The organism is Allobosea sp. NPDC055594, assembly GCF_053618995.1.
This window is the reverse complement of the sequence record NZ_JBSHIO010000017.1, coordinates 44,146-70,827: the sequence shown is the minus strand read 5'-3', so window position 1 is coordinate 70,827 and position 26,682 is coordinate 44,146. Positions and strand designations below refer to the sequence as shown.

Here is a 26,682-nt window from a genome sequence, read left to right as displayed (position 1 = left end):
CATCATGGCGAGCCGGTGCCGCAAGGTGCGCCACGGGCCAGGAGCCGCTTTTCTCGGGTATGCCGGAACTCACCGTCGAACAGGTCCAACGCGGTCGCGGACCCGACCCGTCGGCGCTGGCGCGCCGCAAGCTGATCAGCCGCGAGGTGCGATCGGCCCGCGAGCGGCTGACCTCGACGACCGGCCTCGACCGTGCCTTCGACTACGAGCTCGTCCGGCTCTTCGCCCAGTACCGGCTGAACGGCACGGCGGGCACATTGGTGCTAGCGCTGCTCGTCGGCGCAGCGGCCTGCGCCTGGGTGCCGCTCTTCAGGGTCTCCGCCTGGTTCGCCTTCGTGGCGATCGCCTGCGTGCTGATGTTCGTGCTCTGCCGGCGTTTCCTGGCCGAGCCCTCGGCAGAGGCGCGGATCAGCTTCTGGCGCAAGACCATGCCGCTGGCCGAGATGCTGCACGGCGTCTCCTGGGCGCTGCTGCCGGTCCTGTTCATCGGGGTCGAGGCGCCGGGCGCGCGCTTCTTCCTGACGACGACGCTGCTGATCGTCAGCGCGATCACGGTGATGCTCTCCGCCACCATGCCGATGGCGGTCTATGCCGGGCTGGTCCCGGTCACCGGCGCCCTGGTGCTGTTCTTCTCCGGCCGCTCCGACATCGACAGCCTCACCATGCTGATGATGGCAGCCTGCGCCCAGCTCTTCTTCATCTTCCTCGCCAACCGGCTCTACTCGACCTCGGTCGCGACCATCGAATTCCGGGCCGAGAAGGACGCGCTGATCGCGGAGCTCGGTACCGCCAAGGCCAATTCCGACGAGGCACGGCGCAAGGCCGAGGAGGCCAACCTCGCCAAATCGCGTTTCCTGGCGACGATGAGCCATGAGCTGCGCACCCCGCTCAACGCCATTCTCGGCTTCTCCGAGGTGATGAAGAACGAGGTTTTCGGCGAGCATGCCAATAGCGCCTACAAGGAATATTCCGGCGACATCCACGGCTCGGGCCAGCATCTGCTCAACCTGATCAACGAGATTCTCGACCTCTCGCGCATCGAGGCCGGCAAGTACGAACTCAACGAGGAGGCTCTCAGCCTCGCCGGCATCGTCGACGACTGCGCGCACATGATGAATCTGCGGGCCAAGGCGAAGAGCCAGACCATCCGCCAGGCGGTCGAGCCCGACCTGCCGAAGATCTGGGCGGATGAGCGTGCCATCCGGCAGGTCGTGCTCAACATCCTCACCAACGCCATAAAGTTCACGCCGCAGGGCGGCGAGATCTCGGTCAAGGTCGGCTGGACCGCGACCGGCGGGCAATATGTCTCCGTGAGCGACACGGGCCCCGGCATCCCCGAGGACGAGATTCCGGTGGTGCTGCAGAGCTTCGGCCGCGGCTCGCTCGCGATCAAGACGGCCGAACAGGGCTCCGGCCTCGGCCTGCCGATCGTCAAGGGCCTGATCGACCTGCACAATGGCGGCTTCAGCCTGAAATCGAGGCCGCGCGCCGGTACCGAGGTGACGATCACCTTGCCGGCCGAGCGCGTGATGGACGCATTGCCGGCGCTGCCCGAGCCCGGCGAACGCACGGCGGCCTGAACGGGCAATCGCGTCTTCCGGCGGTGCACGGGGCCACCCCGGATTCAGGCAAGCCGCTCAGGAACGGAGCCGGGGCGCAGACCGAGAGCGGGTTGCGCGCCCGCCGGCCTTTCGCTCCGCTATTCGCCCTTCTGCGAGACCTGCGCTTGCGTGAAGGTCGCCATGCCGGAATGGACGCCGGCAGCGGCCTTGACGAGACCGGCGGCCAGCGCCGCGCCCGTGCCCTCGCCGAGCCGCATGTCGAGCGCCAGCAGCGGCTGCTTGCCGATCCGGACCAGCGCCTGCGCATGCGCGCCCTCGGCCGAGAGATGGCCGGCGAGGCAATGGTCGAGCGCGGAGGAGTCGAGCGCGTGCAGGATCGCGGCGGCGGCAGTCACGACATAACCATCGAGGATCACCGGGATGCGCTGCAGCCTGGCGGCGAGGATCGCGCCGCAGATCGCCGCGATCTCGCGCCCACCGAGGCGGCGCAGCACCTCCAGGGGATCGCCGAGATGGGCGGCGTGCAGCTTCAGCCCGGCCGCGACGGCCGCGACCTTGCGCTGCAGCCCGTCATCGTCCACCCCGGTGCCGCGGCCGCACCATTCGGCAGCGCTACCGCCATAGAGCGCGGCGAAGATCGCCGCGGCCGAGGTCGTGTTGCCGATCCCCATCTCGCCGAGCGCCAGCAGGTCGGTGCCTCCGGCGAGCGCTTCCATGCCGAAGGCCATGGTGGCGACGCAGGCCCGCTCGTCGAGCGCGTCCTCCTGGGTGAAGTCGCCGGTCGGCAGATCGAGGGCGAGATCGAAGACCTTGAAGCCGAGGTCATAGGCGGCGCAGATCTGGTTGATCGCGGCACCGCCGGCGGCGAAATTCTCCAGCATCTGGCGCGTCACCGACTGCGGATAGGCCGAGACCCCCTGGGCGACGACGCCGTGATTGCCGGCGAAGACGCAGACCAGCGGCCGGTCGACCCGCGGCGGCGCCTTGCCCTGCCAGGCGGCGAGCCATTCGGCGATCTCCTCGAGCCGGCCGAGGCTGCCGATGGGCTTGGTCAGATCCTTGTCGCGGGCGCGCACGCTGTCGGCGGCGGCCATGTCGGGGCCGGGCATGCCGGCAATGAGTTGGCGGATATCGTCGAAAGGCAGGCCGGAGGAAGACATCGCGTCTCGTCTTTTTGCAAACTTTTGGAATCCGGCGGCTGAGCCATCGCCGCCTGCTTGCCGCTGCTGCTATAGGCTGAGGCGAGCGAAGACAATCTGGGATATCGACGCGGAATGGCCGAAGCCGAAAGCGAGAATGCGCCTGCCGCGCCGCCGACCTGGCCGGGCTGGCTCGCCGCGACGGCCGCCTGCCTCCGCTTCTATTCGCGCCTGCCGGTGCCGGAGATGCCGGGCGAGAGCGCCCATGCGACGCCGGATTTCCGGCTGCTGCCGCGGGCCCTGCCCCTCGCCGCCCTGCTGATCGCGCTGCCTGCGGCGCTCGTCACGCTCGCGACCGGCCTCGCCGGGCTCGACGACCTCGTCGTCGCATCCCTCGGCGTCGCCGTGTTGGTCTTCACCACCGGCGCCTTCCATGAGGACGGGCTGGCCGACAGCGCCGACGGGCTGTTCGGCGGCTGGACGCCCGAGCGCCGGCTCGAAATCATGAAGGATAGCCGCATCGGCAGCTATGGCACGCTGGCGATCGGGCTCGCGCTGCTGCTGCGCGTCTCCGCACTGGCGGCGATCCTCGACGGCGCCGGCGCCTTCGCCGCAGCGGCCGCCATTCTCGGGGCCGCCGCCTGGTCGCGTGTGGAGGGTATCCGCGTCGTTGCGACACTGCCGCCGGCACGAACCGACGGCGCCTCGGCGGCGGTCGGCACACCGGAACGCGCTGTGCTGCCCTTCGCCTACGGCCTCTCTGCTGGCATCGGGCTTCTGCTCGGGCTCGCCGGCGCGCTGCCGCCCGCAGGCCTCGTCATCGGCATCGGGCTTTCGGCGCTGGCGAGCGGCTGGCTGATGCGCACCGCTAAGCGGCTGATCGGCGGGCAGACAGGCGACATCGCCGGGGCCTGCCAGCAATTATCCGAGATCGCGATCTATCTCGGCATCGCTCTCGTTCTCGGCTGGAGCGGGCCATGAGCGCCGTATCGAGCCCCTGCATCCGCATCTGCGTGATCGACCCGGCGAGCAAGCTCTGCGAGGGCTGCGGGCGCACGCTTCAGGAGATCGCGCAATGGTCCCGCCTCTCCGAAGCCGAGCGTCTGGCGATCATGGCGCTATTGAACGAGCGGCTGAAGGCGCGGCCCGAACGGCCTCAGCCGTCATTGCGGGCGGAAGCGAAGCAATGACGGCGGCGTCTCACTCCGCTGCGAGACGGCGAAGTTCCTCGCCGCTCAGCCTGAAGAAGACCTTCTCCGGCTGCGGCGAAGCACCGAGGCTTTCATAGAAGTCCAGCAGGCGGACATCGTCGCGGGCCGCCGTCCAGTCGACACGGCCAAAGCCGCGCGCCAGGGCGAGACGCGCCAGCTCGGCCATCAGGCGGCGCCCTGCGCCGAGGCCCCGCGCTGCCTGCGCGACATAGAGCTCCTTCAGGAAGAAGCCGGCCCGCAGGCCGGGCCCGGGATAGATCGCCGCGAAGGCGGCGAAACCGACGAGCGCATCTCCGTCTGTCGCGACCAGGAGCTCGGCTCCGGCCGGGCGGCCCGCAAGCCCAGCCCGGATCTCGGCATCAGACGGGCATGGCACGCGATAATGCGCCTGCATCTCGGCCATCAGCCGGGCGAGCGCCGGATGATCGGCTTCGATGCCGGCGCGGATCGAGAGCACGGTTCTTCGCCTGCTCAGAAGACCAGCGACCAGAAGAAGCGGGCGCAGACCACCAGCAGGAAAATGCCGAAGGCGACTTCGAGCTTGCGCTTCGACAGCCGGTGCGCCAGGCGCGCGCCGATCGGCGCCGTCCAGATCGAGGTCGGGATGAAGAGCAGGAAGCCGATAAAAGAGACATAGCCGAGCGAGAGCGGCGGCAGAATGTCCATTTTCGGCCAGCCGGCATAGATGTAGCCGAGCGCGCCGGGGATCGAGATCAGCACGCCGAGCCCGGAGGAGGTCGCGACCGCCTGGTGGATCGGGCGGCCGTAGAAGGTCATGAACAGGCTGGAAAGCTGCCCCCCGCCGATCCCCATCAGGGCCGAGAGCACGCCGATGATCAGCCCGTAAATCCGCATCAGGAAGGGCCCGGGCATGTCGTCGCCGAGCTTCCAGCGGTCGGAGGCGAAGAGCAGGCGCATGGCGCTGGCGAAGGCGACCGCGACGAAGACCGCCTTGAACACGTCCGGCGGAGCGTAGCGCGCGATCAGACTGCCGAAGCCGACACCGAGGATCACCGGGAGCGCCCAGATCCGCAGGATTGAGGTGTCGACGAGGCCCTTGGCGAAGTGCGCGCGGTAGGAACGGATCGAGGTCGGGATGATCACGGCCAGCGAGGTGCCGACGACGAGAGGCATGCGCACCTCCTCGGGAACGCCGATGACCCGGAAGACCTCGTACAGCACCGGCACGATCACTGCGCCGCCGCCGACGCCGAAAAGGCCCGCAAGCAGGCCGGTGACGGCGCCGGCCGCGACCAGAGAGACCGCGAGGAAGATCAGGTCGTTCAGGGGAATGCCGGCGATCATAGCGCTTCCGATCCGGGAAAGTTCGGGCTGCTCTTAGGGATTTGCCGAAAAAGGGCAAGGTTGGCAGGGCAGAGCCGCCATGCGCCGGGGCGCTTTTTCTCGTCGGCGGATCCGGCTCAGTCCCGGATGCCTTCGCGGCCGGTGATCGTCATGCAGGTCGCAGTCAGCATGGCGCAGAGCCTGCGCGCCTCGCCGGAGACCGCGAAGACCTCGGCGGTGGCGAGGGTCAGGGTGCGCCCGGCCTTCACCACCTTGCCGAGCGCCCGCAATTCATCACCTGTCGCGGGCGCCAGCAGGTTGATCTTGAACTCGGCGGTGAGGATGCCGGCGCCTTCCGGCATTGCGGTGAGCGCGGCATAGCCGGCGGCGCTGTCGGCGATGGTCGAGACTGCGCCGGCATGGACGAAGCCGTGCTGCTGGCAAAGATGGGCCGAGACCGGCAGGGCGATCTCGACCTCGCCCGGCCCGACGCGCACCAGCCGGGCGCCGAGCGTCGTCATGAAGGTCTGCTTGACGAAACTGCTCTCGATCCGCGCGACCAGCGCGGAATCGACAGCGGCAGGTGCACCCGTCATCGGGAAGGTCTCGTTCATTCGGCAGCGATCGCGGAAGCCGCCTCACGCTCGACATGCGCGATGGCGGCGCGCAGATCGGCGAGGCCGGCACCGGCGCCGACGCAATGCTCGGCGAGATGGCGGCGGAACAGGCGCGAGCCGCGTCGGCCGGGGAAGAGCCCGACGAGATGGCGGGTGAAGGCATGCAGGCGCCCGCCCCGCTCGAGATGCGCCGCGATGAACGGCTCCAGCGCCTCCAGCATCTCGAAGGCGTCGGCGACCGGCGCCGCCTCGCCGAACAGCAGCGGATCGACGCTGAGCAGCACTTCCGGGTTCTGATAGGCCTCGCGGCCGAGCATCACGCCGTCGACATGGGCAAGATGCGGCAGCCATTCTGCGGGCGCGCGGATGCCGCCATTGAGGGCCACCGGCAGATCGGGATTGGCGCGTTTCAGGCGATAGGCCCGCTCATAGTCGAGCGGCGGAATCTCGCGGTTCTCCTTGGGCGAGAGCCCCTGCAGCCAGGCCTTGCGGGCGTGCACGATCAAGGCATCGACGCCCGCAGCGCGGACCGTGGCGGTCAGAGCGTCGAGCGCGACCTCCGGGTCCTGATCGTCGACGCCGATGCGGCACTTCACCGTGACGGGAATGGAAACGACCGCCTTCATCGCCACGACGCAATCGCCGACCAGTTCGGGCTCGCGCATCAGGCAGGCGCCGAAGGCCCCGCCCTGGACACGGTCCGAGGGGCAGCCGCAATTCAGGTTGATCTCGTCATAGCCGAAATCGGCGCCGATCTTCGCCGCCTCGGCCAGCAGTGCCGGATCATTGCCACCGAGCTGCAAGGCGACCGGGTGCTCGAAGGTGTCGTAGCCGATCAGCCGCTGCCGGTCGCCGCGGATCACCGCCTGCGCCGTCACCATCTCCGTGTATAGCAGGGCGCGACGCGACATCAGGCGATGGACCACCCGGCAATGCCGGTCGGTCCAATCCATCATCGGCGCAATGCAGAATTTCCATTCCATTTCAGCGGCTTATACGTTTTGTTCGTCCAGCGCAACGATGAGCAAGTTCTGTTGGCCTATTGTCGGCGACCGCCGGAATCCGTCACATGAAGCCCGGATTTCGCGGAAGATACCGCCTCCAATCGCCGAATTCGCGCGTCGAAACCAGAACCATGGGAAAAGTAATCCGCATCCCGTGCTTGAGAGCGACACCGGGAGCTTCGCTCGGGCCGGGAAGGAACGCTGACACATGCGCGCAACCGCCGGCTGCCGCCAAGTCCAGCGCGGTCGCGAAGGCAGCGCCCATATGGTCCGCTTGCGCGACCGCCAGGGGGCCGATGTGACCGGTCGTCGAGACGTAAGCGTAGCCAACGCAATCGCTACCGTCGTGGAGGAGAACGCCTTTCATCGAGGCGTCGTCCAGAAGATAGCGGTGATGCTTCTCGCGCGAGACCCCCAAGGCGCTTACATCAAGTTGCGCCAAAATGTTGCGATGCGAGGGCGAAGGTTCGATGGCGACGCAGTGGAGCTTGGCGCCCGGCTGATTGGCGGTCAGCCCGGAACTGGCACCGCTGAAAAAGTAGATCGGCAGGCGCGGCAGCAAGCCATGTCGGATATAGAGACCCTGCGAAACGACATTGAATGTGAACGTGATGAGGCTTCTGTTGGTGGCCTTCGATTTTCTGGCATGATCGAGAGTATGGGCCAGCAGCTTATTGCCAACGCCGCGACCTTGCTGACCAGGCGCGACGAAAAGCTCCGCTAGAAACCACAGATCGCCGCACGCCCAACTGAACGCGAAGCCGACAATCTCGCCGCCGGCTTCCGCGACCCATAGGCCGTCGGGATCATCCTTGAGTGAAAACAATTGAAAAACCGGGCGCCGCACGCTGGCCATCGGTCCAAATCCATGACGTTCGGTCAGATCATTGATGCTGCGAACGACGAGTTCCTGGGCCTGCTGCAAATCATCAGCACAGGCGGGTCGGAAGACGAGCGGCATAAGCGTCATCCTCTCGCGGGCTACGGTGATAGCGCACCAAACCGATGCAGCTGCGCGACGATCATGCGTCTTGGGAGCAGTCGTCGGTCACAGGATTCATCGCAATGAAGATTGGAGCCCGGCAGCCTACCGGAACATTCTAACAACCTCGTTCAGTCCGTCCAATCCATCATCGCGGGACAGAGAAGCGAAGCCGCTCAGTAAAGGCCGTAATGCCGTGTTTCACGGGCGTTTCGGTCAAGATCGCGCCTGCTGATGTCTCGTTCCTTGCCGTTTTTCCGGTTCTCGACAGCAGTTTCAGCAGATGCCGTAACGCGGGCGCCGATGCTGCAACAGGCGCGGTCGTCGAAAAGACGGAGCAGCCGCCTGTATGGCGCAATCGCATGCGGCGCGAGAGGGACGCCCGGAGCAAGAAGCGGGAGGCGGAGCCTTCCGAGCCGGGCGTCGTCGCAGCGGCAGATGACATTCCGCGACGCCGTCGACCAAGCTCCCGTCCATGGACGACGCCCGCGAGCGTCTGAGAGCTCCGTTTCGGAGCCTCGGCGGACCTCGCCGCGCGCAGCACGGCGCCGGACCTCAGATCAGTGTGGAAGCGCTGGATCTCGGAAATGCTCATCCGGCCGCCCTCGCCTATTGAGATCGATGCGACACGGTGACAAAATTGAAACAATCAGAAGCTTTCTTTACTTTATGCGTCATCGAAACAATAATTAAGAGAATTCATGAAGCTATATATAATTTATTTTGAAAATAAAATCAGATATTTATACAAATTTAACTTATATAAACAGGTTTATACGAATTCTAAACCACAGAAAGACACGCCGCCCGCCTACGCCGCAAGCCGAAATTTGATTGTCGTCACCTGGATGGCACCAACCTTCCCCCGGGGACCATTCCGCTCGGTTGAACCTCCGCGTTGCGACCACTACCTTTCGGACATGACAGATTCCCCAGACATCATCCGTTCGGCCCTTTGCCGGAGTTTCACCAGCGATGGACTGACGGTGCAGATCGAGATCTACCGGTTCCCAGACAGCGACAGCTGGACGTTGGAACTGGTCGACGACGAAGGAGACTCGATCGTGTGGGAAGAGCAGTTCGCGACTGATGCTGCGGCCTTCGCCGAGTTCACCGAAGGGCTTGAAGAACTCGGCTTGGAAAAGCTGATCGAGCCGGACGAGGAAGACACAGCCACGGTGCATTGAGGTCGGCGCGACCAATCCCTTGACAGCAGGCTCAGCTGCGCGGTCGGTCACCCCATTGTCATGCAAAGATGCCAAGGCTGCGTTTGCAGTCTTCGCTCTTGTTCCGTTCCTGGCGATCACCATAATGGCGAGGATTACGACGTAGCCTGCTCTCGCCGCCGGTGGAGTCGCCTATGTACGAAGACCAGTTGAAGCAATTTTCCGCGCGATCGATCGAAAAGACGCTGCGCGCCGGCTTGCCAGCTTACATCATGGACGAGGCCCGAGGCGAAGGCGTCATTCGCTTCCGCGTCGATGGCGTCAAAGAGCGCATAGTCATCGTCAGAGGAAAGGCTGTGATCGAGCCTTTTGAAACGCGCCCGAGCTGCAGCGGATCTTCCTCCTGGCGATGAAACGGACGAACCCGCTTCTCGCCATCTGAGCGCCGCGCGCGCCACGCCTCAGCGAATTCGAACAGGCCCGAAACCGGCTGGTGATGAGCCCGGCTGCAAACAACCCGGCCAGGGCCGGGTTGCATGGTCGGTATCGCCGCCAGGGCGGGCCTCGAAGGCGGTCGCCTCAGGCGAGTTCGGCGGCGCCGATCCGGTTGAGCAGGGCAAGCCGGTCCGCCGGATCGGCAGCGCCTGGAGCGAGCGCCTGCTCGATCAGTCCGGTGAGCTGCTGCAGCGCGCTCTCCGCGACGTCGAGCGGCAACGGGCGGCGATCATAGGCTTCAGAGAAACGGCCGGCCAGATCGGCGAGCAGGCGCAGCAGCGCGGCATGCTCGGGCTCGGCGGCGCGCAGTTCGAGGGCGCGGCCCTGGAATTCGAGATAGGTATTCATGCTGCCCTTCTGCTGGAGCAGCCAGTTCAACAGCTCGTTCATCATCCTCTCCGGGTAGGCGGCCGTCCGATTGTGCGGCGGCCGATCGTTCAGGCCCGCGCCTTTCCGGCGGGCTTCGGGCGCGACGGGGCCGTCATCGCCTCGATCTTCAGGAGCTCGTCGAGCTCGGCACGACTGAGCAGGCCTTCCTCGAGCACGATCTCGGCGACCTTGCGCTTCTCGGCGAGGGCGCGGCGCGCCACGCGCGAGGAGGCCTCGTAGCCGAGCCGCGGCCCCAGCGCCGTGACGAGGCCGATCGAGTCCTCGACCAGCGCCATGCAGCGCTCGCGATCGGCCTCGATGCCGGTGACGCAACGCGTCGTCAGCGTCGTCACCGCGGCGGTGAGATGGCGCAGCGAGGAGAGCAGGCAATAGCCGATGGTCGGCTCGAAGGCGTTGAGCTGGAGCTGACCACCCTCGGCGCAGAGCGTCACGGTGAGGTCGTGGCCGATGACGAGATAGGCGACCTGGTTGACCACTTCCGGGATCACCGGATTGACCTTGCCCGGCATGATCGAGGAGCCGGCCTGCACCGCCGGCAGCCGGATCTCACTGAAGCCGGCGCGCGGGCCGCTGGAAAGCAGGCGCAGATCGTTGCAGATCTTGGAGAGTTTGACCGCGACGCGCTTCAGCACGCCGGAGAACAGCACGAAGGCGCCCATGTCGGAGGTCGCCTCGATCAGGTTCGTCGCCGGCACCATGGGCTGGCGGGCGGCGCGGGCCAGTTCCTCGATGGCGAGTGAGGCATAGCGCGCATCGGCGGTGATGCCGGTGCCGATCGCGGTCGCGCCGAGATTGACCTCGCGAAACAGCGCCGCCGCCTCGCGCAGCCGCGAGACATCCTCCTTGATCGTGGCGAAGAAGGCGTCGAATTCCTGGCCGAGCGTCATCGGCACGGCGTCCTGGAGCTGGGTCCGGCCGATCTTCAGCACATCGGCGAACTCGACCGCCTTGGCCTTGAAGGCGAAGGCGAGCTCGTCCAGCGCCGCGATCATCGGCTCGGTGGCGAAGATCACGGCGAGGCGCAGCGCCGTCGGGTAGGCGTCGTTGGTCGACTGCGCCATGTTGACGTCGTCATTGGGATGGAGCGCGGCGTAGTCGCCCTTGGCCTGGCCCATCAGCTCGAGCGCGACGTTGGCGATGACCTCGTTGGCGTTCATATTGGTCGAGGTGCCGGCCCCGCCCTGGACGGCATCGACGACGAACTGGTCGTGGAAGCGGCCGTCGCGCGCGATCAGATCGCAGGCGCGCTCGATCGCGTCCGCCTTGGCGGCGGGAAGATTGCCGAGGCGGCGATTGGCGCGCGCCGCCGCCTGCTTGACCAGGGCCAAGGCCCGCACGAATTCCGGGAAATGACCGACCGGCACGCCGGTGATCGGGAAATTGCCGACGGCGCGCAGCGTATGCACGCCCCAATAGGCGTCGGCCGGCACGTCGATCTCGCCGAGCAGATCATGCTCGCGGCGGGTTTTGACCTCGGCGAGCGCGATCGTCTGCGTCGTCGCGAGCTGGACGCTGTCGGCCTGCGGCGGCGCGGTGATCGGCGTTGCTGCTGCGGCATCGGCCATGGCGGAATCCTTGCGGGATCTGGGCTTCATCACAGGCCCTGCGTGTCAGACGCGCGGGGAAAGGCTGACGCGGCCGCCATGGCGGGTCGACCAGGCGACGGGATCGGCCAGGAAGCGCTCGATCTCGGCACGATCCTCGGCCGCGAGCTCCTTGCCGGCATCGGCACGCAGCACATCGGCCCAGGTGGCGAGCGGGTGCAGGGAAAGCCCGGCCTCCTGCAGGCGCTCGCCGGCGCCCGGAAAGACGTCGTGATAGAAGATCGTCAGGATGTGCTCGACGCTGGCGCCGGCAGAGCGCAGGCCGCGGGCGAAGCCGAGCTTGCTGCCGCCATCGGTGGTCAGATCGTCGACCAGGAGCACGCGCAGCCCATCGACCGGGCCGCCCTCGACCTGGGCATTGCGGCCGACGCCGAGCGGGCGCTTGCGGACATAGCGCAGCTTCAGCCCGGTGCGGTCGGCGAACCAGGCCGCGAAGGGAATACCGGCGGTCTCGGCCCCGACGACGGCATCGAAGCTGCCGGCGGGAAAGGCCGCCTCGGCATAGCGGACGGCGAGATCGGTGACGGCGCGGCGCAATTGCGGATCGCCGAGCAACAGGCGAACGTCGACATAGACCGGGCTCGCCCAGCCGGCCGCGAGCACATAGGGCTGCTGGCGGCTGACATGAATGGCGCCGGCCCGGAACAGCAGCCGGGCGACCGCCTCGCCGATCTCGCCGGCGCTCACGGACGCACCTCGCCGATCGACCAGGGCAGGTTCTCGGCGCCGCGGAAGATCACGACCTCGCTGTCCTCGACCTCGACCGCGGCGAGCGCCCGGCTCGGCTTGCGCTCCAGGGTGATGGTGCCCTCGTTCAGCGGCAGGCCGTAGAAGCGCGCGCCATTCTCGGAGGCGAAGGCCTCGAAGCGGTCGAGCGCGCCCGCCTCGTCGAAGACCTGGACATAGGTCTGCAGCGCGGTGGCGCCGCCGAAGACGCCGGCCGAGCAGCACTCGGCCTGTTTGGCGCCGCGCAGATGCGGGGCGGTGTCGGTGCCGATGAAGAAGCAGGCATCGCCGGAGGTCACGGCCTCGCAGAGGGCGAGGCGGTGGCTCTCGCGCTTGGCGACCGGCAGGCAATAGAGATGTGGACGCAGGCCGCCCTGGAAGAGCGTGGTGCGGTTGATGACCAGATGGTGCGGGGTGATCGTGCCGGCGGCGCGCCCGGCATGAGCCCGGACGATCGCGACCGTCTCGGCTGTGGTGACATGCTCGATCACGACCTTGAGGCCGGGATGGCGCTTCAGAAGGGGCAGCATCTCCTGCTCCATGAACACGGCCTCGCGGTCGAAGATGTCGACGGCCGGGTCGGTCGCCTCGCCATGGACGAGGACAGGCATGCCGATCTTCTCCATGCGCTCCAGCACGGGAGCGAGCTTGGGAATATTCGTGACGCCGTGATGGGCATTGGTGGTGGCGCCGGCCGGATAGAGCTTGGCGGCGGCCCAGACGCCCTCCCGGAAGCCGCGCTCGATCTCGTCCGGCACGGTGGTGTCGGTGAGGTAGCAGGTCATCAGCGGGATGAAATCGCAGCCCTCGGGCCGGGCGGCGAGGATGCGCTCGCGATAGGCGGCTGCCGCGGCGATGGTCGTCACCGGCGGCACGAGGTTCGGCATGATGATGCCGCGGGCGAACTGGGCGGCGGTGAACGGTAGCACCGCCTTCAGCATGGCGCCGTCGCGCAGATGGACGTGCCAGTCGTCGGGCCGGCGAATGGTGAGCGAAACCGGCGCCTCCGCATCCGCAGCCGGCGCACCGTCGAAGAGTTGCGAAACGCTCATTGTACCGCCTCCCGGATGGCCGCCCGCATCACCGCAATGCCGGCTAGGAAATCATCGATCGCCATCGCTTCCCTGGGATTATGCGATCCGTGCTCGTTACGCACGAAGATCATCGCGCTCGGGATGCCGGCATTGGCGAAGACCGCCGCATCATGGCCGGCGCCGCTCGGAATCTCCTCGTCGGGAAGGCCGAGTCCGCGCGCCGCCGCCTTCAGCCGGGCGATCCAGCCAGCATCCATCACCGCCGGGGCCGATTCGAGGCGGCGGTCGAAGCTGAATTCGACCCCCCTCTCCTCGCCGACCAGCCCGCACTCCGAGAGGAATAGGTCGTAGAACGCCTCCAGCGTCTCGCGATTCTGGCTGCGCACCTCAAAGGAGAAGCTGACCTTGCCGGGAATCCGGGCGATGGCGTGCTCCTGCGGGTCGGTGCCGAGCACGCCGGCCGTCACCACCACGTCGCGGCCGCGCTCCAGCAGGGTGCGCCAATGCCGGTCGAGATGGGTGATCAGCTCGGCCGTCGCGAAGACCGCGTCGCGCCGGAGCCAACGCGGCACCGCGCCGGAATGGCCGGCCTCGCCGAGGCATTCGACGCTGCGATGGCGGACATTGCCGCGGATGCCGGTGACGATGCCGACCGGCAGATCGCGCGCGACCAGCACCGGTCCCTGCTCGATATGCAGCTCGATCCAGGCCGCGACGGTCGCGGGGTCGAGCAAGGGCTCGCCCTTCTCGACCCGGGCCATGTCGACTCCGATATCGGCCATGCACTGCGCCAGGTTTCGGCCGGTGGCATGGTCGCGCACCGCGAGATCGGCGGCGGTGAGTTTCCCGAACAGCGCGCTCGAACCCATATAGGCCTTGCCGAAGCGGGCACTTTCCTCGCCGCGCAGCGCATAGACCTTGATGGTCCGGCGCGGCACGAAGCCTTCCTCCTTGAAGCGGGCGAGGATGGCGAGCCCGGCGATGACGCCGGCGGCGCCGTCGAAATTGCCGCCCTGCGGCACCGAATCGAGATGCGAGCCGCAGGCCAGGAAGGGCAGCTCCGGCTCGGCACCTTCCAGCGTCACCACCAGATTCGCGCCGGCGTCGCGCTCGGTGATAAGCCCGAGTTCGCGCGCCTTGGCCTCGACGAGGTCGAGCGCCAGGGATTCGCGCTCGCTATAGGCCTCGCGGGTGATGCCGACACCGTCGCCCGTCGCCTCGCGCAGCGCGTCGAACAGGGCCTCGGACAGGACGCGGTCGCCCTCGTCACCACTGAAGACGTTGCTCAGATTGGCGGGGTGCGCGGTCACGATACGGGATCCAGCCAGGCGAGGTCCGGCTCGTCGGCTTCCTCGATGACGACGCCGCGGATCAGATCGGTGATGCGCGGGATCTCGCGATGCAGGCAGAAGCTCCTGAGACCGTCGATGATCGTGGTCATCGCCGCCGGCTGCAGGAAGGTCGCGGTGCCGACCTGCACGGCGCTGGCGCCGGCGAGCATGTATTCGATCGCGTCCTCGGCGGTGGAGATGCCGCCGCAGCCGATCACCGGGATCTTCACCGCCTTGGCGCATTGGAAGACCTGGCGCAGCACGATCGGCTTGATCGCCGGGCCGGAGAGCCCGCCCATAATGTTGCCGAGGCAGGGCTTGAAGGTCTTGAGGTCGATCGCCATCGACAGAATCGTGTTGGCGACCACCACCGCATCGGCGCCGGCGGCTTCCGCGGCACGCGCCACCTCCGGCACGTCGCCGGTATTGGGCGTCAGCTTGACCCAGAGCGGCAGGTTCGTCGCCTCGCGCAATTGCCGCGTCACCTTCTCGGTGGATTCGGCGCGCATCGCGAAGGCCTTGCCGTCCTCCTCGATGTTCGGACAGGAAATATTGGCCTCGATCGCGGCGATGCCAGGGATCGAGAGTTCGGCGGCGAGGCTGGCGAAGCCCTCGGCGGTCGGCGCCGAAATGCTCACCACCAGCGGCGTGTCATAGGCCGCATAATGCGGCATCGTCTGCTCGACGAAATAGCGCACGCCCTTGGAGGGGATGCCGATCGCATTGATCAGGCTGCCCGGCCGCTCGACGACGCGCGGCAGCGGGTTTCCGGCGCGCAGCTCGCGGGTGATCGTCTTGGTGACGAAGGCGCCGAGCCGGTTGAAGTCCATCACCTTCTCCAGCCCTTCGGCGAAGGTGCCGGAGGCCGGCATGACCGGATTGCGCAGGGTCAGACCGCCAATGGCGACCGAGAGATCGATCTCCGACGTCAGGCTCATGGCAGCGCCTCCATCAGGTCGAAGACCGGGCCGTCCCAGCAGACGCGCCGGTTGACGATCTCGCCATTGACGTTGAAGTCGCGCACGCAGCAGTAGCAGAGCCCGATTCCGCAGGCCATCTGCTGCTCCATCGCGACCTGGCCGGGCAGGCCGAATTCCTGCGCCAACCGCTGCTGCACGCGCATCAGCCGGCTCGAGCCACAGGTGAAGAAGGCATCGCAGGCCCCGTCGGCGATCAGCCGGCGCAGGATGCGCTCGACATTGGCCGGACCGCTGGTCGATTCGGAATCGGTGACGGCGATGACGTCGGCACCATGGCTGTGGAAGAGATCGACCGAGACGAGCAGGTCCGGCCGGCGGGCGCTGAACACCGCGGTGACGCGTGTGCCGTTGGCCTTGGCCGCCTTCGCCAGCGGAGCGAGCGTCGCAAGGCCGGCGCCGCGGCCGACCGCGACGATGCTGCGCCAGGACGGATCGAGGACGAAGCCCGTGCCGAGCGGCCCCATGATGTCGAGCCGGTCGCCGACCCGCAGCGTATCGAGGCCGCGGGTGCCGGCGCCCGTCACCTTGTAGAGGAACTCGACCTGGCGCTTCTTCGGATCCGCCCCGTAGAGGCTCATCGGGCGACGCAGGAAGGGCTGCTCGCCGACCGGCTGGGGGCAGAGCAGCTGGAAGAACTGCCCCGGCTCGGCCGCAGCGGCTTCGGCGCTGCAGCGGACGACGAGGTGGCGGTATTCGCCGTTGACCGCCTCATGCGAGACGACCTCGGCGAGTTCCGCGACGACGCTGGCCTTCCAGGAGGCGCAGGAAGCCGCGGCTCCCGCGCCGCCTGTCGTGGCGGCGAGCGAGCCCTGGTGAAGCGGTTGCATCGACATGGCTCGCTCCTTTCAGCGGCTCAGGAGAGCTCGGCGCCGCGGCGCTCGGGGATCAGCAGCCACATGGCCAGGATGTCGAGCACGTAGAGCGTCGCCAAAAGGCCGATCGCCAGTTCGAAGCTGTAGGTGGCGGCGATCGCGCCAACCACGACCGGTCCGAAGCCGCCGACGCCGCGCCCGATATTGAACAGCACGTTCTGGGCGGTGGCGCGGGCCGTGGTCGGGAAGAGCTCGCTGATCAGCGCGCCATAGCCGCCGAGCATGCCGTTGACGAAGAAGCCCATCACCGCGCCGCCGATCAGGAGATGGATCGGGTCGGTCAGCCGCGAATAGACCACGACCATCACGGCGGCACCGAGCATGTAGCCGAAGAAGGCCGGGCGCCGGCCGATCCGGTCGGCGATATGGCCGAAGGCGAAGATGCCGAGCGCCATGCCGGCGATGGTGACCGAGGTCCAGACGGCAGACTGGGTCAGGGCGAAGCCGAAGCGGGTCGCCAGATAGTTCGGCAACCAGATCATCACGCCGTAATAGCCGAAGTTCTGGACCGAGCAGAGGATGACCATGCCGAGGCTGAGCTTGGTGGTGTCCCAATCCTTGACGAGGGCACGCAGCGCGGATTCCTTCGGCTTGTCCTTGGTGCGGGCGACGAAGACGTCCGGCTCATGCAGCGAATGGCGGATGAAATAGGCGGCGATCGCCGGCAGCACGCCGATGGCGAACATGCCGCGCCAGCCGATCGTGGGCAGCAGCAGCGGAGTCGCGATCGCCGCGGCGAGCACGCCGACCTGCCAGCCGAGGCCGACGTAGGAGGAGGCGCGGGCGCGCTTCGAAGCCGGCCAGGCCTCGGCGACGAGCGCCATGCCGATGCCGAATTCACCGCCAAGGCCGAGTCCAGCGATGGTGCGATAGATCAGGAGATCCCAATAGCCCTGCGCGAGGGCGCACATGCCGGTGAAGACGGCGAAGAGGACGATGGTCCAGGTCAGCACGCGCACGCGGCCGAGCCGGTCCGAGAGCATACCGAAGCCGATACCGCCGATCACGGCGCCGACCAGCGTCGCGGTGACGAGCGAGGCGCCCTGCGCCTGGGTCAGGTTGAGATCGGCCGAGATCGCCCGCAGCATGAAGCCGAGGATCAGGAGATCGAAGCCGTCCATGGCATAGCCGATGGCCGAGCCCCAGAGAGCCTTCCTGGCCTCGCTGTCGACCTCTGTCGGTGCGGAATGGGCGATTGAGCCGGCGGTTGCGGCCTGGTTGTCACTCACGGCGGAGTCCCCTGTCTGGCTTCTGATGACGTGCACAGGAACGCAAATGCATCAGGGCACGCCCCGTGCGTGCCGCTGCCTGCCGTCCCTAGGAGTTTGGGCGTGCACCCATCTTCTCCGGACGCTTCTGCGTCACTTGACGGCCGACCGCTAGGGCCTGCCGCGAGAAGCTCACCGCTGCGCGAGACATAGCCCCTCCGCGCTGCACGGCGGCATGATTGTCACGGCACTATCTCATTTGCAATCCTAAATCTCAATTTTGCGACACTTTCGGAAAGCGGCGGAGTTTCCACAAGCATCGCCGTGTCGGAGCGCGATTCAGGGATTGACCTCGACCGTCATCGCGCTGAGAAGGGGCCGTTTGCGAGCCCGACATTGCCCCGCCCGAACGCCTCAGCCGGCGAACGATGGCGCTCAGCCCCTGGAGAAGAAGACCATGCCCAATCTCTACATGCCGGTCGACAGGGACACGATCGCCCTCGAGGCGGCCAAGATGCTGCTCGAAATCAAGGCCGTCCATTTCTACAAGGACAAGCCCTTCATCTTCACCTCGGGCTGGGCGAGCCCGGTCTATATCGATTGCCGCAAGATCATTTCCTTCCCGCGGCTGCGCTCCTCTCTGATCGACTTCGCCGCGACCACTATCGTGCGCGACATCGGCTATGAGTCGATCGACATCGTCGCCGGCGGCGAGACGGCCGGCATCCCCTTCGCCGCCTGGATCTCCGACCGGCTGGCGCTGCCGATGCAGTATGTGCGCAAGAAGCCCAAGGGCTTCGGCCGCAATGCGCAGATCGAAGGCGAGGTGGTCGAGGGCGCACGCACGCTGCTGGTCGAGGACCTCGCCACCGATGGCGGCAGCAAGGTGAACTTCTGCAAGGCGCTGCGCGACGCCGGCGCCAAGGTCGATCATTGCTTCGTGCTGTTCTACTACGACATCTTCCCGCAGGGCCGCGAGATGATGAAGGAAATCGGCGTCGGCCTGCACTATCTCACCACCTGGTGGGACGTGCTCAAGGTCGCCAAGGCGAGCGGCCATTTCGAGCCGAAGGTGCTCGACGAGGTCGAGAGCTTCCTCAACGAGCCGGCCAAGTGGTCGGCCGCGCATGGCGGAATCTCGGACTTCAACCAGGCCAAGCAGGGCTGAGCCACCACGCCATGCGCCTCATCCTCGATCGGGCGCATGGCCGCCTCAGCGACGACCGTGGCGGCAACTTCGATGCCGCCACGCGGCAATGGCAGCCGGACGGTGCGTCCGCAGAGGGCGAGCCAGTCTCGCCGACGCAGGCCCTGCACTGGCTCCAGCATGGCAGTGGCCGGCCCTTGCGCACGCCGGTCGCGGTGATCGGCACGCGAACACCCACGCAGGCACAGGAGCAGGCGGCCGAACAGACCGGCCTCCTGCTCGCCCGGAACGGCCTGACGGTGCTGTGCGGTGGGCGCGCCGGCGTGATGGAAGCCGTCTGCCGCGGCGTCGCCGAAGGTGGCGGCCTCTCGATCGGGCTGCTGCCCGACACCGAGCCGGAAGCCGCCAATCCCTATGTCACCGTGCCGCTCGCGACCGGAATCGGCGTCGCGCGTAACGCCCTGATCGCGCGCGCCGCGCACAGCCTGATCGCGATCGGCGGCGGCTATGGCACGTTGTCCGAGATCGCCTTCGCGCTGCAGTTCGGACGCCCCGTCTTCCTGCTGGAGGGCGCACCGGCGGTGGACGGCGCGATCCGCTGCGCAAGCCCGGGTGAAGCCCTCGAACAGGTCGCCCGCGCGGTGCTGCGCCTGCCGGAATCAGAGGCTGGCTGAGGAAAGGTCCGGCGCGCGCTCGACTGTCGCGCCGGAGCGCGCCAGCACGGCGCGCAGCACGGCCCCGGCCTCGCTGCCCTTCAGCGCCCGGCGCCAGAGATCCTCGGCCAGCGCCTCATAGAGCCTGACCGGCTGCTCATCCGCCGTGAGCATGGCGATGCCGGAGCGGATATTCGGCAATTCACCGCCGAGCCGGAACGGGCTCAGGCCGAGCAGCGTCTTCTCGGCGGTCCGGAACAGCTGGAAAGTCATGTTCGGCAGGGTTTCCTCGATCAGCCCGATCTGGATGCCCATCGGCTCACTCTCGATCAGCGCCAGGAGATGCTCGACCTCGGCCCGCGCGGCGAGACGCCGCCGGGCGAGCTCGTCTTCCGGGAGATTGAAGCGGCCGACGATGCCGAGCTTCAGCCAACGCTCGATCTCCAGCACGTTGACGAAGTTGACGACGCTGAGCCGGCGACGCTCGCGCGCCTTGCGGCGCTCGTCGAGGATGGCGATGACCGCATCGATCTCGCCCTCGGCCTTGTCGCGGTCCTCGACATGAGGCGGCAGGGCCTCGACCAGCGTCCGCCGAAGATAGGCGGCATAGTCGCCGGAGGTCAGCAGATAGGAGAGCGGCGGAAAATGCGCGACGACCTGGTCCGCCTCTTCCTCGATCTGCCGCATGCGCTCGAAATAGGCGACGGGGCTCGCATAGTATTCGACCCCGGCCCCGAGCAGCGACGCCACCGTGGTCTCGAGGACCGTCGCCAGCCGCTCGAGCGTCTCGATCTTGACGACGCCGCCGGCCTCGATGCGATAGACTGCGGCGCGCGAAATGCCGAGCCGCTCGGCGACTTCCTCGGCCAAAAGCCCGCGCCCGAGCCGGTAGGCCTTCAGCCGGTGGCCGATCTCGTCGAAGCGGATAGCCATCGGGTCGGCCCTGTCGTCGCGTAGAATCTCAGATTTTAGACAAGCTAGCCCAGTTCGCTGCGGATGCGAAGCGGCGCGACTGACACAGCAGGCCGTTTCCCGCCGGGCCGGCATCGGCTCCGGCTCTCGGCATCAGCCCTTCCGGCGAAGCAGATAGGTGTCCATGATCCAGCCATGGCTGGCGCGGGCTTCGGCGCGGCGCTCCGCAATCTCCCCTGCGACCTCGGCGAGCGGGCCGGAAGCGAGGATTTCCTCCTCGGCGCCGAGATAGGCGCCCCAGTAGATGTCCAGCCCCTCCGGCGGGATCTTCGCGAAGGCCTGCTCGCCATCGAGCATGACGACGACGCTACCCTGATCCCCCGGCATGCCGCTCTCGGCGAGCTTCCGGCCGGTGGTGATCAACACCGGCTCGCCGATGCGGTTCAATACCAGCCGGTGCGCCGCTGCCAGCGCCTGGACGCTGCTGATTCCGGGAATGACGTCGTAGTCGAGGGCGAAGCCGCGGGCACGCACCGCCTCGATGATCCGCAGCGTGCTGTCATAGAGCGCCGGATCGCCCCAGACGAGCAGGCCTCCGACCTCGCCCTCGCCAAGTTCGTCGGCAAAGAGACGCTCATAGGCTTCGGCCAGCGCCGCATGCCAGTCATCGACGCTGCCGCGATAATCGGAGCCGGCGGCAGCACGCTGCGGCACGCGCAGCGGCACCATGCGGTAATCCTGCTTCTCGATATAGCGCCGGCAGATCTCCTCGCGCAGCTCGCGCAAAGCCGCCTTCTCCTCGCCCTTGTCGGGCACGAAGAAGACATCGACCTCGTTCAGCGCCCTGACCGCCTGGAGCGTCAGATGCTCCGGGTTGCCGGCGCCGATGCCGATGATCCTGATCCTGCGCATGGGGTCCCTCGTGGCGGCCGGCTCGAGCCGCCATAGCACGATCTTCCCGATCGAACAGAAGGCACCGTCATTCCGGACAAGCCGCGCAAGCGGCGCAGATCCGGAATCCATCGTAGCGCGCTGAGCCCTATGATGGTTTCCGGCGCTCCGCTGCACAGCGGCCGGAATGACGGGTAGCTTGCCCGCCCTACCCCAGCAGATTCCGGATCGTGCGCATGAAGACGCGGGCGCCCGGGGCTATCAGGGCGTCGGGGAAATCGTAATCGGGATTGTGCAGCGGCGGCGTATCCTCGCCGGAGCCGAGCAGGAACATCGCCGATTTCGAGGAGCGGCCGAACAGGCCGAAATCCTCTGAGCCGCGCTGCGGCGGCGTCTCGCCATGGGCGATGCCCTCATCGTCAAGCGCTCGGCGCAGATGCGCTACCGCCTCGGGATGATTCTCGCAGTGATGGAAGACGTCGAAATAGTCCATGGTGACCGAGAGCCCGCCGGCTTCGGCCGCCTCGCGCGCCAGCGCCTCCGCTTCGGCGCAGAGCGCGCCCATCAGCGAATCGTTCAGGGTCCGCAGCGTCGCCCAGATCTCCGCCCGGCCGGGCGTGATTCCGAAGGCCTGTTCGCCCATGCTGGCATGGGTGACGGTGACGAGCCGGTAATTGGCATCGAGCGCCGCGCCCGGACCGAGGGCCGTCAGCCCCGGCAGCAGACGGGCGAGCGCCTTCATCGGCGAGATCGCATGCTCCGGCGTCGCGGCATGCGAGGTGCGGCCGTTCAGCACGATCTTGAGGCCGCGCGAGGCGCAGTTCGCAGCCCCCTCGGACAGACGAATGGCGCCGAGCGGCATACCCGGCTTGTTGTGCAGCGAGAAGGAGAAGTCCGGCGCGATCTCCGGGAATTTCGGATCGGCAATGACCGCCGCGGCGCCCGCGCCGGTTTCCTCGGCCGGCTGGAACATCAGGATCGCCCTGCCCCGCCGTGGCCTCTGGCGCCCGAGCCCGCGCGAGAGCGCCGCAAGGATGGTCATGTGGCCGTCATGGCCGCAGAGATGCCCCTTGCCCGGCACCTGCGATGAGTGCGGCACGCCGGAGAGCTCCTCGATCGGGAGCGCATCGAGCTCGGCCCGGACCAGCACGGTCGGGCCCGGCTCGCTACCCTCATAGATCGCGGCGACGCCATGGCCGCCGATCCCGGCGACGACCCGGTCGGGCGAGCTCGGGGCGAGGAAGCCGACGATGGCCCGCGCCGTCTCGCGCTCCTCGCCCGACACCTCAGGCTTGCGGTGCAGCGCATGCCTGAGCTCGATCAGATCGACCATGTCGGAATTGGTGAGAAACATGCTGGCGCTTCCTCGGCTGGTTTTGTCCGAGCTTCACCACTGGACAGCGCATCGCAAGCCCCGGCAGCCGGATTTGTCGGGCGGCGGCCATGCACTGCGGTCAGGTCATGCCGCCAGCAATCCCAGCGCCCGTTCGATGCGCGAGCAGCCGCCGCGCGCCCTCGCCCGGCGATAGACCCGCTGCAGCTTGCCGCTGGCATAGGAGCTGACCACGATGGCGTGGACATAGCTCTTGCGAACCACCGCCGGTGTGTTGACCAGCCGCTCCGAGATGGCGCGCATGATGTCGGCGAGCTGACGCTTGCGGCCGCGCTCGCTGGTTGCGATGTCGGTCGCGAGCAGGAGCTCGGCCGCCGCGGCATTGGCGGCGAGCATGCGCAGATCCTTGCTCGACACCGGCAGGCCGGCGGCCTCGCGCAGATAAGCGTTGATCTCGGCGGCGCTGATCAATGCGACCGCGCCGTCCTCGTCGCGAAACTGGAAAAGCCGCCGGCCCGGCAGCGTGGCGAGGCGCGTCAGGGCGCGGGCGAGCGGCGCGTCGTCGCGAGCGCAGGCGATGTCCTTGCCGCCCTTGCCGCGGAAGGACAGCGCGACATGCCTGCCGGTGACGGCGATATGGCGCTTGAGCAGGGTCGAGGCGCCATGGCTGCCGTTGCTGCGCGCATAGACCTCGTTGCCGACGCGGATATGGCAGCGGTCGATGATCGCGGCGGCGCAGGCCAGCGCCTTGGCACGCGAAAGTTCCCTTCCCTTCAGATCGGCTGCGATGCGTTCCCGCAGCCGCGGCAAGGCCTCGACCAGTTGCGCCAGGCGCTTCAGCTTGCGGCGCTCGCGCACCTTTTCCCAATCGGGATGATAGCGATGCTGGATGCGCCCGGCCTCGTCGCGCCCGACGGCCTGGAGATGGCCGCGCGGATCGCTGGCGATCTGCACGTCGCGATAGGCCGGCGGGATCGCCAGTGCGCGAATGCGGGCGAGCGTCGGCTCGTCGGTGATCTTGCCGCCCTCGGCATCGCGATAGCCAAAGTTGCGGCCGACGCGGATGCGGGTGATCGAGAGATCCTCGGGCGTGGTCCGGCGAAGCCGGCCCGAAGCACTGGCCTCGCCTGTCTTGCGCCTTGCGACCATGGCACCCTCCGCAGCTCGAACGGCTGCGGAGGAATGCGGGAGGCGGCGCGAAGTTCCCGGGAGCCGGATCCGATCAGGTTGAACCAACCTGATCGGATCCGGCTCTCACCTTGAGTTGGAGACCGCTTGTCCAATCGGCTTGCATCGCAAGCCGATTGGAACGGGCTCTATCGCTTAGCCCGCGCCACGATCTGCGTCGGATTGACGAAACGCAGCGCGATGACGAGCCAGATCAGCGTCGTCGCCATGTAGATCACCGCCATGGCGTCGATCGACTGCACGGCGCGCACGCCGGCGGCGAAGACCGCATAGTAGAGCGCCACCACCAGCGTCTGGCTGGTCGGCCCCGCCGTGAGGAAGGTCAGCTCGAACATGGCGATGGTCCTGACCAGCACGAGCAGGAGCGCGGCGAGGATGCCGGGCATCAAGAGCGGCAGCAGGACATGGATGAAGAGCCTGAAGGTGTTGGCGCCGAAGACCCGCGCCGCCGCCTCGATCTTGGTGTCGATCTGCTCAATGAACGGGATCATCACCAGGATGACGAAGGGCACGGTCGGCACGAGATTGGCCAGCACGACGCCCGACATCGAGCCTGCGAGCCCGGTCCGGTAGAGCACCGTCGCCAGCGGGATGCCGAAGGTGATCGGCGGCACCAGAAGCGGCAGCAGGAAGAGCAGCATGACCAGCTTCTTGCCGGGGAAATCGCGCCGCGCCAGCGCATAGGCGGCCGGCACGCCGATCAGCCCGGAGAGGAAGACGACGAGGAAGACGATCTGGAAGGTGACCGTCAGCACGTCGCCGAGCTGGAATTCCGCCCAGGCGGCGCCGTACCAGCGCGTGGTCCAGCCATCGGGCAGCCAGGAGCGCAGCCAGCGCGTCGAGAACGAGCTGGTGAGCACCGTCGCGATCATCGCGAACAGGTTGACGATGAAGAAGCCGATCAGCGTCCAGTTGGCCGCAGCCCAGAGCTTGGTCGAGAGACGTGTATCCTTGACCATCGGATCAGCCCTTTCCGCCGCCGGCCGGACCGCGATAGAGCATCCCGCGCAAACCCAGCACCGCGACGACGATGGCGAGCTGGACGAGCCCCATGATCATCGCGACAGCCGAAGCCATGGAGTAGTCGTACTCCTCGAAGGCCGCCTGATACGCCGCGATCGAGATCACGCGGGTCGGCCCCGCTGGCGCTCCCAGCAGAACCGCCGAGGGAAAGACCGAAAAGGCCTGCACGAAGCTGAGGCAGAAGGTGATGGCGAGCCCGGGCAGCAGCAGCGGAAAGAGGATGTGCTTGAAGCGCTGCCAGGGACCGGCGCCGAGCGTCGCGCCCGCCTGTTCCAGCGCCGGGTCGACGCCGGTGAGATAGGACAGGGTCAGGAGAAAGGTGAAGGGGAAGCCGGTGATCACCAGCGAGAGCATTACGCCCCAGTAATTGTGCAGCAGCTTCACCGGCGAGGAGATCAGGCCGATCGTCATCAGCGTACGGTTGAACCAGCCCTGCGGGCCGAGATAGTTCAGCAGCCCCTGGGCGACCAGCACGGTGCCGAGCGTGATCGGGATCACCAGGATGGTGGTGAGCAGGCGCTGGTTCTTCATCAGCCGGACGCGGAAGGCGATCGGGATGGCGAGCAGCAGCGTCACGATCGTCACCGGCAAGGCGAGCCAGAGCGTGGTCGCGATCGTCCCGTAGAGGAAGGAATCGGAGAAGAAGCGCTGATAGTTCGCCAGCGCCCCGCCGGCCTTGGGCGTGAAGGAGAGGAACAGCCCGTAGAAGAACGGGTAGACGAAAAGCGCCAGCAGGAAGATCACCGCCGGCAGGACGAGGAGGGTCAGCCCGTCGAGGCCGCGCGCGGCGAGGCGCTGCGAGAACGGGATATCGGGAGAGGCCGGGCTCATGCGGCGCCCCCGAAGACCAGCACCCGTTCCTTGTCGGCGGCGAGACGGATGTCCGTGCCCGGCGCGATGCGCCGATCGGCCAGGAAGGTCAGCGGCGTATCGTCGGCCATGCGGGCGAAGCCGACGAATTCGCGGCCATGGAACTCGGTCGAGACGACCTTCGCCTCGAGCCCCTCCCCGCCCTCGGATACGGGATGCAGATCCTCGGGACGGATCGAGAGATGGGCGCTCTCGCCGGCCGCCGCCTTGGTGCGAACACGGCCGGTGACGCCGACATTGCCGATGGTCACGGTCGCGAGATCGCCGGCGACGCTCGCCACCTTGCCGGAGACCTTGTTGCGGAAGCCCATGAACTCGGCGACATCGAGATGGTCGGGCCGCGAGAACAGGTCCTCGGGCCCGCCGACCTGGCGGATCTCGCCATCGCGCATCACGACGATGCGGTCGGCGAGCGACAGCGCCTCCTCCTGGTCGTGCGTGACATAGATCGTGGTGGCGCCGAGCGTGTTGTGAATGCGCCGGATCTCGGCGCGCATTTCCAGGCGCAATTTGGCGTCGAGATTGGAGAGCGGCTCGTCCATCAGCACGAGCGGCGGCTGCACGGCGATGGCACGGGCGATGGCGACGCGCTGCTGCTGACCGCCGGAAAGCTGGCCGGGGAGCTTGTCCTCCTGGCCCTGAAGCCGAACCAGCGCCACCGCCTCGGCGACGCGGCTCTCGCTCTCGGCCTTGGGCATGCCGCGCATCTTCAGGCCGAAGCCGATATTCTTGCGCACGCTCATATGCGGGAAGAGCGCGTAGCTCTGGAAGACCATGCCGAAGCCGCGTTCTTCGGGACGCAACGGATCGATGCGCTTCTCGTCGAGCCAGATGCCGCCGCCGGTCGCCGGCAGGAGGCCCGCGATCAGGTTCAGCGTCGTCGACTTGCCGCAGCCGGAAGGGCCGAGCAGCGCGATGAATTCGCCCTGCCGGATGGTCAGCGAGACGTCCTTGACGGCGTTGTGGCTGCCGAAATCGCGGCAGAGCCGGTCGAGCCTGAGTTCGCGGAAGTTCGCAGCATGTATCGTCATGTGGACCATCTGGTTCGGACGGACGGCGG

28 protein-coding genes are annotated in these 26,682 nt (G+C 67.3%); 7 read left to right on the top strand and 21 right to left on the bottom strand.

Features of this window, described 5'->3' with window-relative positions; all coding sequences use genetic code 11:
* Positions 1–59: 59 nt before the first annotated feature.
* Positions 60–1,580, top strand: coding sequence for a sensor histidine kinase (locus tag ACWGRX_RS23620; protein ID WP_452119561.1), 1,521 nt, complete (start codon positions 60–62; stop codon positions 1,578–1,580).
* 119 nt (positions 1,581–1,699) lie between these two features.
* Here the strand turns inward: ACWGRX_RS23620 and cobT are convergent, their stop codons facing one another.
* Positions 1,700–2,722, bottom strand: a complete 1,023-nt coding sequence (gene cobT, locus ACWGRX_RS23615; protein ID WP_452119560.1) for a nicotinate-nucleotide--dimethylbenzimidazole phosphoribosyltransferase — start codon at positions 2,720–2,722, stop codon at positions 1,700–1,702.
* A 114-nt stretch (positions 2,723–2,836) separates the two neighbouring features.
* Between cobT and ACWGRX_RS23610 the strand changes: the two genes are divergently transcribed.
* On the top strand, positions 2,837–3,682 hold the full coding sequence (locus ACWGRX_RS23610) for an adenosylcobinamide-GDP ribazoletransferase (protein ID WP_452119559.1): 846 nt from the start codon (positions 2,837–2,839) through the stop codon (positions 3,680–3,682).
* On the top strand, positions 3,679–3,891 hold the full coding sequence (locus tag ACWGRX_RS23605; protein WP_291648756.1) for a DUF1289 domain-containing protein: 213 nt from the start codon (positions 3,679–3,681) through the stop codon (positions 3,889–3,891). Before ACWGRX_RS23610 ends, ACWGRX_RS23605 begins: the two co-directional genes overlap by 4 nt.
* 10 nt (positions 3,892–3,901) lie before the next feature.
* Here the strand turns inward: ACWGRX_RS23605 and ACWGRX_RS23600 are convergent, their stop codons facing one another.
* From ACWGRX_RS23600 to ACWGRX_RS23580, 5 genes are all read right to left on the bottom strand, one after another.
* Positions 3,902–4,306: a GNAT family N-acetyltransferase gene (locus ACWGRX_RS23600; RefSeq protein ID WP_452119575.1), complete on the bottom strand. Its 405-nt coding sequence runs from the start codon at positions 4,304–4,306 to the stop codon at positions 3,902–3,904.
* Positions 4,307–4,383: 77 nt separating this feature from the next.
* Positions 4,384–5,217 (bottom strand): sulfite exporter TauE/SafE family protein, encoded by an 834-nt coding sequence (locus ACWGRX_RS23595; RefSeq protein ID WP_452119558.1) that lies wholly within the window; start codon positions 5,215–5,217, stop codon positions 4,384–4,386.
* 116 nt (positions 5,218–5,333) lie between these two features.
* Positions 5,334–5,792, bottom strand: coding sequence for a PaaI family thioesterase (locus ACWGRX_RS23590; protein ID WP_452119557.1), 459 nt, complete (start codon positions 5,790–5,792; stop codon positions 5,334–5,336).
* 14 nt (positions 5,793–5,806) lie between these two features.
* Positions 5,807–6,796: a tRNA dihydrouridine(20/20a) synthase DusA gene (gene dusA / locus ACWGRX_RS23585; protein ID WP_452119556.1), complete on the bottom strand. Its 990-nt coding sequence runs from the start codon at positions 6,794–6,796 to the stop codon at positions 5,807–5,809.
* An 82-nt stretch (positions 6,797–6,878) separates the two neighbouring features.
* Entirely contained in the window at positions 6,879–7,778 is a 900-nt protein-coding gene (locus tag ACWGRX_RS23580) for a GNAT family N-acetyltransferase (protein WP_452119555.1), read from the bottom strand.
* A 722-nt stretch (positions 7,779–8,500) separates the two neighbouring features.
* On the opposite strand from ACWGRX_RS23580, the gene ACWGRX_RS23575 reads away from it, so the two are divergent.
* Together ACWGRX_RS23575 and ACWGRX_RS23570 are read left to right on the top strand one after the other, a co-directional pair.
* Positions 8,501–8,986, top strand: a complete 486-nt coding sequence (locus ACWGRX_RS23575) for a hypothetical protein (RefSeq protein WP_452119554.1) — start codon at positions 8,501–8,503, stop codon at positions 8,984–8,986.
* Between the two features lie 173 nt (positions 8,987–9,159).
* Positions 9,160–9,378, top strand: coding sequence for a hypothetical protein (locus tag ACWGRX_RS23570; protein WP_452119553.1), 219 nt, complete (start codon positions 9,160–9,162; stop codon positions 9,376–9,378).
* A 166-nt stretch (positions 9,379–9,544) separates the two neighbouring features.
* Here ACWGRX_RS23570 and ACWGRX_RS23565 read toward each other — a convergent pair whose 3' ends face one another.
* The 8 genes from ACWGRX_RS23565 to ACWGRX_RS23530 are packed head-to-tail and all read right to left on the bottom strand — an operon-like array spanning position 9,545 to position 17,626.
* The gene (locus ACWGRX_RS23565) at positions 9,545–9,850 is read right to left on the bottom strand and encodes a hypothetical protein (protein ID WP_452119552.1); all 306 of its coding nucleotides are present in this window, start codon (positions 9,848–9,850) and stop codon (positions 9,545–9,547) included.
* A gap of 47 nt (positions 9,851–9,897) precedes the next feature.
* Positions 9,898–11,415, bottom strand: coding sequence for an aspartate ammonia-lyase (locus ACWGRX_RS23560; protein WP_452119551.1), 1,518 nt, complete (start codon positions 11,413–11,415; stop codon positions 9,898–9,900).
* 45 nt (positions 11,416–11,460) lie between these two features.
* The gene (locus ACWGRX_RS23555; RefSeq protein WP_452119550.1) at positions 11,461–12,141 is read right to left on the bottom strand and encodes an orotate phosphoribosyltransferase; all 681 of its coding nucleotides are present in this window, start codon (positions 12,139–12,141) and stop codon (positions 11,461–11,463) included.
* Positions 12,138–13,232 carry a dihydroorotase gene (gene pyrC, locus ACWGRX_RS23550; RefSeq protein WP_452119549.1) on the bottom strand — a complete coding sequence of 365 codons (1,095 nt, stop codon included), beginning with the start codon at positions 13,230–13,232 and terminating at the stop codon, positions 12,138–12,140. The genes ACWGRX_RS23555 and pyrC overlap by 4 nt, the downstream gene beginning before the upstream one ends.
* Positions 13,229–14,524 carry a Zn-dependent hydrolase gene (locus ACWGRX_RS23545; RefSeq protein WP_452119548.1) on the bottom strand — a complete coding sequence of 432 codons (1,296 nt, stop codon included), beginning with the start codon at positions 14,522–14,524 and terminating at the stop codon, positions 13,229–13,231. Before ACWGRX_RS23545 ends, pyrC begins: the two co-directional genes overlap by 4 nt.
* Complete coding sequence (locus ACWGRX_RS23540; protein WP_452119547.1) at positions 14,521–15,483, bottom strand: dihydroorotate dehydrogenase; 963 nt, start codon at positions 15,481–15,483, stop codon at positions 14,521–14,523. The genes ACWGRX_RS23545 and ACWGRX_RS23540 overlap by 4 nt, the downstream gene beginning before the upstream one ends.
* Positions 15,480–16,358: a dihydroorotate dehydrogenase electron transfer subunit gene (locus ACWGRX_RS23535; protein ID WP_291634966.1), complete on the bottom strand. Its 879-nt coding sequence runs from the start codon at positions 16,356–16,358 to the stop codon at positions 15,480–15,482. Before ACWGRX_RS23535 ends, ACWGRX_RS23540 begins: the two co-directional genes overlap by 4 nt.
* A gap of 20 nt (positions 16,359–16,378) precedes the next feature.
* Complete coding sequence (locus ACWGRX_RS23530) at positions 16,379–17,626, bottom strand: MFS transporter (RefSeq protein WP_452119546.1); 1,248 nt, start codon at positions 17,624–17,626, stop codon at positions 16,379–16,381.
* 436 nt (positions 17,627–18,062) lie between these two features.
* On the opposite strand from ACWGRX_RS23530, the gene ACWGRX_RS23525 reads away from it, so the two are divergent.
* Both ACWGRX_RS23525 and ACWGRX_RS23520 read left to right on the top strand, forming a co-directional pair.
* Positions 18,063–18,773, top strand: a complete 711-nt coding sequence (locus ACWGRX_RS23525) for an orotate phosphoribosyltransferase (RefSeq protein ID WP_291634963.1) — start codon at positions 18,063–18,065, stop codon at positions 18,771–18,773.
* A gap of 11 nt (positions 18,774–18,784) precedes the next feature.
* A complete protein-coding gene (locus ACWGRX_RS23520; protein ID WP_452119545.1) occupies positions 18,785–19,426 on the top strand; it encodes a TIGR00725 family protein in 642 nt (213 codons plus the stop codon).
* Here ACWGRX_RS23520 and ACWGRX_RS23515 read toward each other — a convergent pair.
* From ACWGRX_RS23515 to ACWGRX_RS23485, 7 genes are all read right to left on the bottom strand, one after another.
* On the bottom strand, positions 19,412–20,338 hold the full coding sequence (locus ACWGRX_RS23515; RefSeq protein ID WP_452119544.1) for a helix-turn-helix domain-containing protein: 927 nt from the start codon (positions 20,336–20,338) through the stop codon (positions 19,412–19,414). The genes ACWGRX_RS23520 and ACWGRX_RS23515 overlap by 15 nt on opposite strands.
* Positions 20,339–20,470: 132 nt before the next feature.
* Positions 20,471–21,229 (bottom strand): precorrin-6A synthase (deacetylating), encoded by a 759-nt coding sequence (cobF, locus tag ACWGRX_RS23510; protein ID WP_452119543.1) that lies wholly within the window; start codon positions 21,227–21,229, stop codon positions 20,471–20,473.
* 187 nt (positions 21,230–21,416) lie between these two features.
* Positions 21,417–22,562 (bottom strand): amidohydrolase, encoded by a 1,146-nt coding sequence (locus ACWGRX_RS23505; RefSeq protein ID WP_452119542.1) that lies wholly within the window; start codon positions 22,560–22,562, stop codon positions 21,417–21,419.
* Between the two features lie 105 nt (positions 22,563–22,667).
* Positions 22,668–23,690 (bottom strand): DNA topoisomerase IB, encoded by a 1,023-nt coding sequence (locus ACWGRX_RS23500; protein WP_452119541.1) that lies wholly within the window; start codon positions 23,688–23,690, stop codon positions 22,668–22,670.
* Positions 23,691–23,857: 167 nt separating this feature from the next.
* Complete coding sequence (locus tag ACWGRX_RS23495) at positions 23,858–24,688, bottom strand: ABC transporter permease (RefSeq protein WP_291634953.1); 831 nt, start codon at positions 24,686–24,688, stop codon at positions 23,858–23,860.
* 4 nt (positions 24,689–24,692) lie between these two features.
* Positions 24,693–25,583 (bottom strand): ABC transporter permease, encoded by an 891-nt coding sequence (locus ACWGRX_RS23490; protein WP_291634950.1) that lies wholly within the window; start codon positions 25,581–25,583, stop codon positions 24,693–24,695.
* Entirely contained in the window at positions 25,580–26,653 is a 1,074-nt protein-coding gene (locus ACWGRX_RS23485; RefSeq protein ID WP_452119540.1) for an ABC transporter ATP-binding protein, read from the bottom strand. Before ACWGRX_RS23485 ends, ACWGRX_RS23490 begins: the two co-directional genes overlap by 4 nt.
* Between the last annotated feature and the right edge of the window lie 29 nt (positions 26,654–26,682).

What these genes read in the sequence shown, in the direction of transcription:
- ACWGRX_RS23565 (WP_452119552.1), bottom strand. Translation starts at nt 9,850, where the DNA reads ATGAACGAGCTGTTGAACTGGCTGCTCCAGCAGAAGGGCAGCATGAAT.
- ACWGRX_RS23500 (WP_452119541.1), bottom strand. Translation starts at nt 23,690, where the DNA reads ATGGTCGCAAGGCGCAAGACAGGCGAGGCCAGTGCTTCGGGCCGGCTT.
- pyrC (WP_452119549.1), bottom strand. Translation starts at nt 13,232, where the DNA reads ATGAGCGTTTCGCAACTCTTCGACGGTGCGCCGGCTGCGGATGCGGAG.
- cobT (WP_452119560.1), bottom strand. Translation starts at nt 2,722, where the DNA reads ATGTCTTCCTCCGGCCTGCCTTTCGACGATATCCGCCAACTCATTGCC.
- ACWGRX_RS23505 (WP_452119542.1), bottom strand. Translation starts at nt 22,562, where the DNA reads ATGTTTCTCACCAATTCCGACATGGTCGATCTGATCGAGCTCAGGCAT.
- ACWGRX_RS23570 (WP_452119553.1), top strand. Translation starts at nt 9,160, where the DNA reads ATGTACGAAGACCAGTTGAAGCAATTTTCCGCGCGATCGATCGAAAAG.
- ACWGRX_RS23515 (WP_452119544.1), bottom strand. Translation starts at nt 20,338, where the DNA reads ATGGCTATCCGCTTCGACGAGATCGGCCACCGGCTGAAGGCCTACCGG.
- ACWGRX_RS23595 (WP_452119558.1), bottom strand. Translation starts at nt 5,217, where the DNA reads ATGATCGCCGGCATTCCCCTGAACGACCTGATCTTCCTCGCGGTCTCT.
- ACWGRX_RS23540 (WP_452119547.1), bottom strand. Translation starts at nt 15,483, where the DNA reads ATGAGCCTGACGTCGGAGATCGATCTCTCGGTCGCCATTGGCGGTCTG.
- ACWGRX_RS23580 (WP_452119555.1), bottom strand. Translation starts at nt 7,778, where the DNA reads ATGCCGCTCGTCTTCCGACCCGCCTGTGCTGATGATTTGCAGCAGGCC.
- ACWGRX_RS23525 (WP_291634963.1), top strand. Translation starts at nt 18,063, where the DNA reads ATGCCCAATCTCTACATGCCGGTCGACAGGGACACGATCGCCCTCGAG.
- ACWGRX_RS23535 (WP_291634966.1), bottom strand. Translation starts at nt 16,358, where the DNA reads ATGTCGATGCAACCGCTTCACCAGGGCTCGCTCGCCGCCACGACAGGC.
- ACWGRX_RS23490 (WP_291634950.1), bottom strand. Translation starts at nt 25,583, where the DNA reads ATGAGCCCGGCCTCTCCCGATATCCCGTTCTCGCAGCGCCTCGCCGCG.
- ACWGRX_RS23575 (WP_452119554.1), top strand. Translation starts at nt 8,501, where the DNA reads ATGAAGCTATATATAATTTATTTTGAAAATAAAATCAGATATTTATAC.
- ACWGRX_RS23495 (WP_291634953.1), bottom strand. Translation starts at nt 24,688, where the DNA reads ATGGTCAAGGATACACGTCTCTCGACCAAGCTCTGGGCTGCGGCCAAC.
- cobF (WP_452119543.1), bottom strand. Translation starts at nt 21,229, where the DNA reads ATGCGCAGGATCAGGATCATCGGCATCGGCGCCGGCAACCCGGAGCAT.
- ACWGRX_RS23560 (WP_452119551.1), bottom strand. Translation starts at nt 11,415, where the DNA reads ATGGCCGATGCCGCAGCAGCAACGCCGATCACCGCGCCGCCGCAGGCC.
- ACWGRX_RS23610 (WP_452119559.1), top strand. Translation starts at nt 2,837, where the DNA reads ATGGCCGAAGCCGAAAGCGAGAATGCGCCTGCCGCGCCGCCGACCTGG.
- ACWGRX_RS23620 (WP_452119561.1), top strand. Translation starts at nt 60, where the DNA reads ATGCCGGAACTCACCGTCGAACAGGTCCAACGCGGTCGCGGACCCGAC.
- ACWGRX_RS23590 (WP_452119557.1), bottom strand. Translation starts at nt 5,792, where the DNA reads ATGACGGGTGCACCTGCCGCTGTCGATTCCGCGCTGGTCGCGCGGATC.
- dusA (WP_452119556.1), bottom strand. Translation starts at nt 6,796, where the DNA reads ATGGAATGGAAATTCTGCATTGCGCCGATGATGGATTGGACCGACCGG.
- ACWGRX_RS23600 (WP_452119575.1), bottom strand. Translation starts at nt 4,306, where the DNA reads ATGCAGGCGCATTATCGCGTGCCATGCCCGTCTGATGCCGAGATCCGG.
- ACWGRX_RS23485 (WP_452119540.1), bottom strand. Translation starts at nt 26,653, where the DNA reads ATGACGATACATGCTGCGAACTTCCGCGAACTCAGGCTCGACCGGCTC.
- ACWGRX_RS23605 (WP_291648756.1), top strand. Translation starts at nt 3,679, where the DNA reads ATGAGCGCCGTATCGAGCCCCTGCATCCGCATCTGCGTGATCGACCCG.
- ACWGRX_RS23520 (WP_452119545.1), top strand. Translation starts at nt 18,785, where the DNA reads ATGCGCCTCATCCTCGATCGGGCGCATGGCCGCCTCAGCGACGACCGT.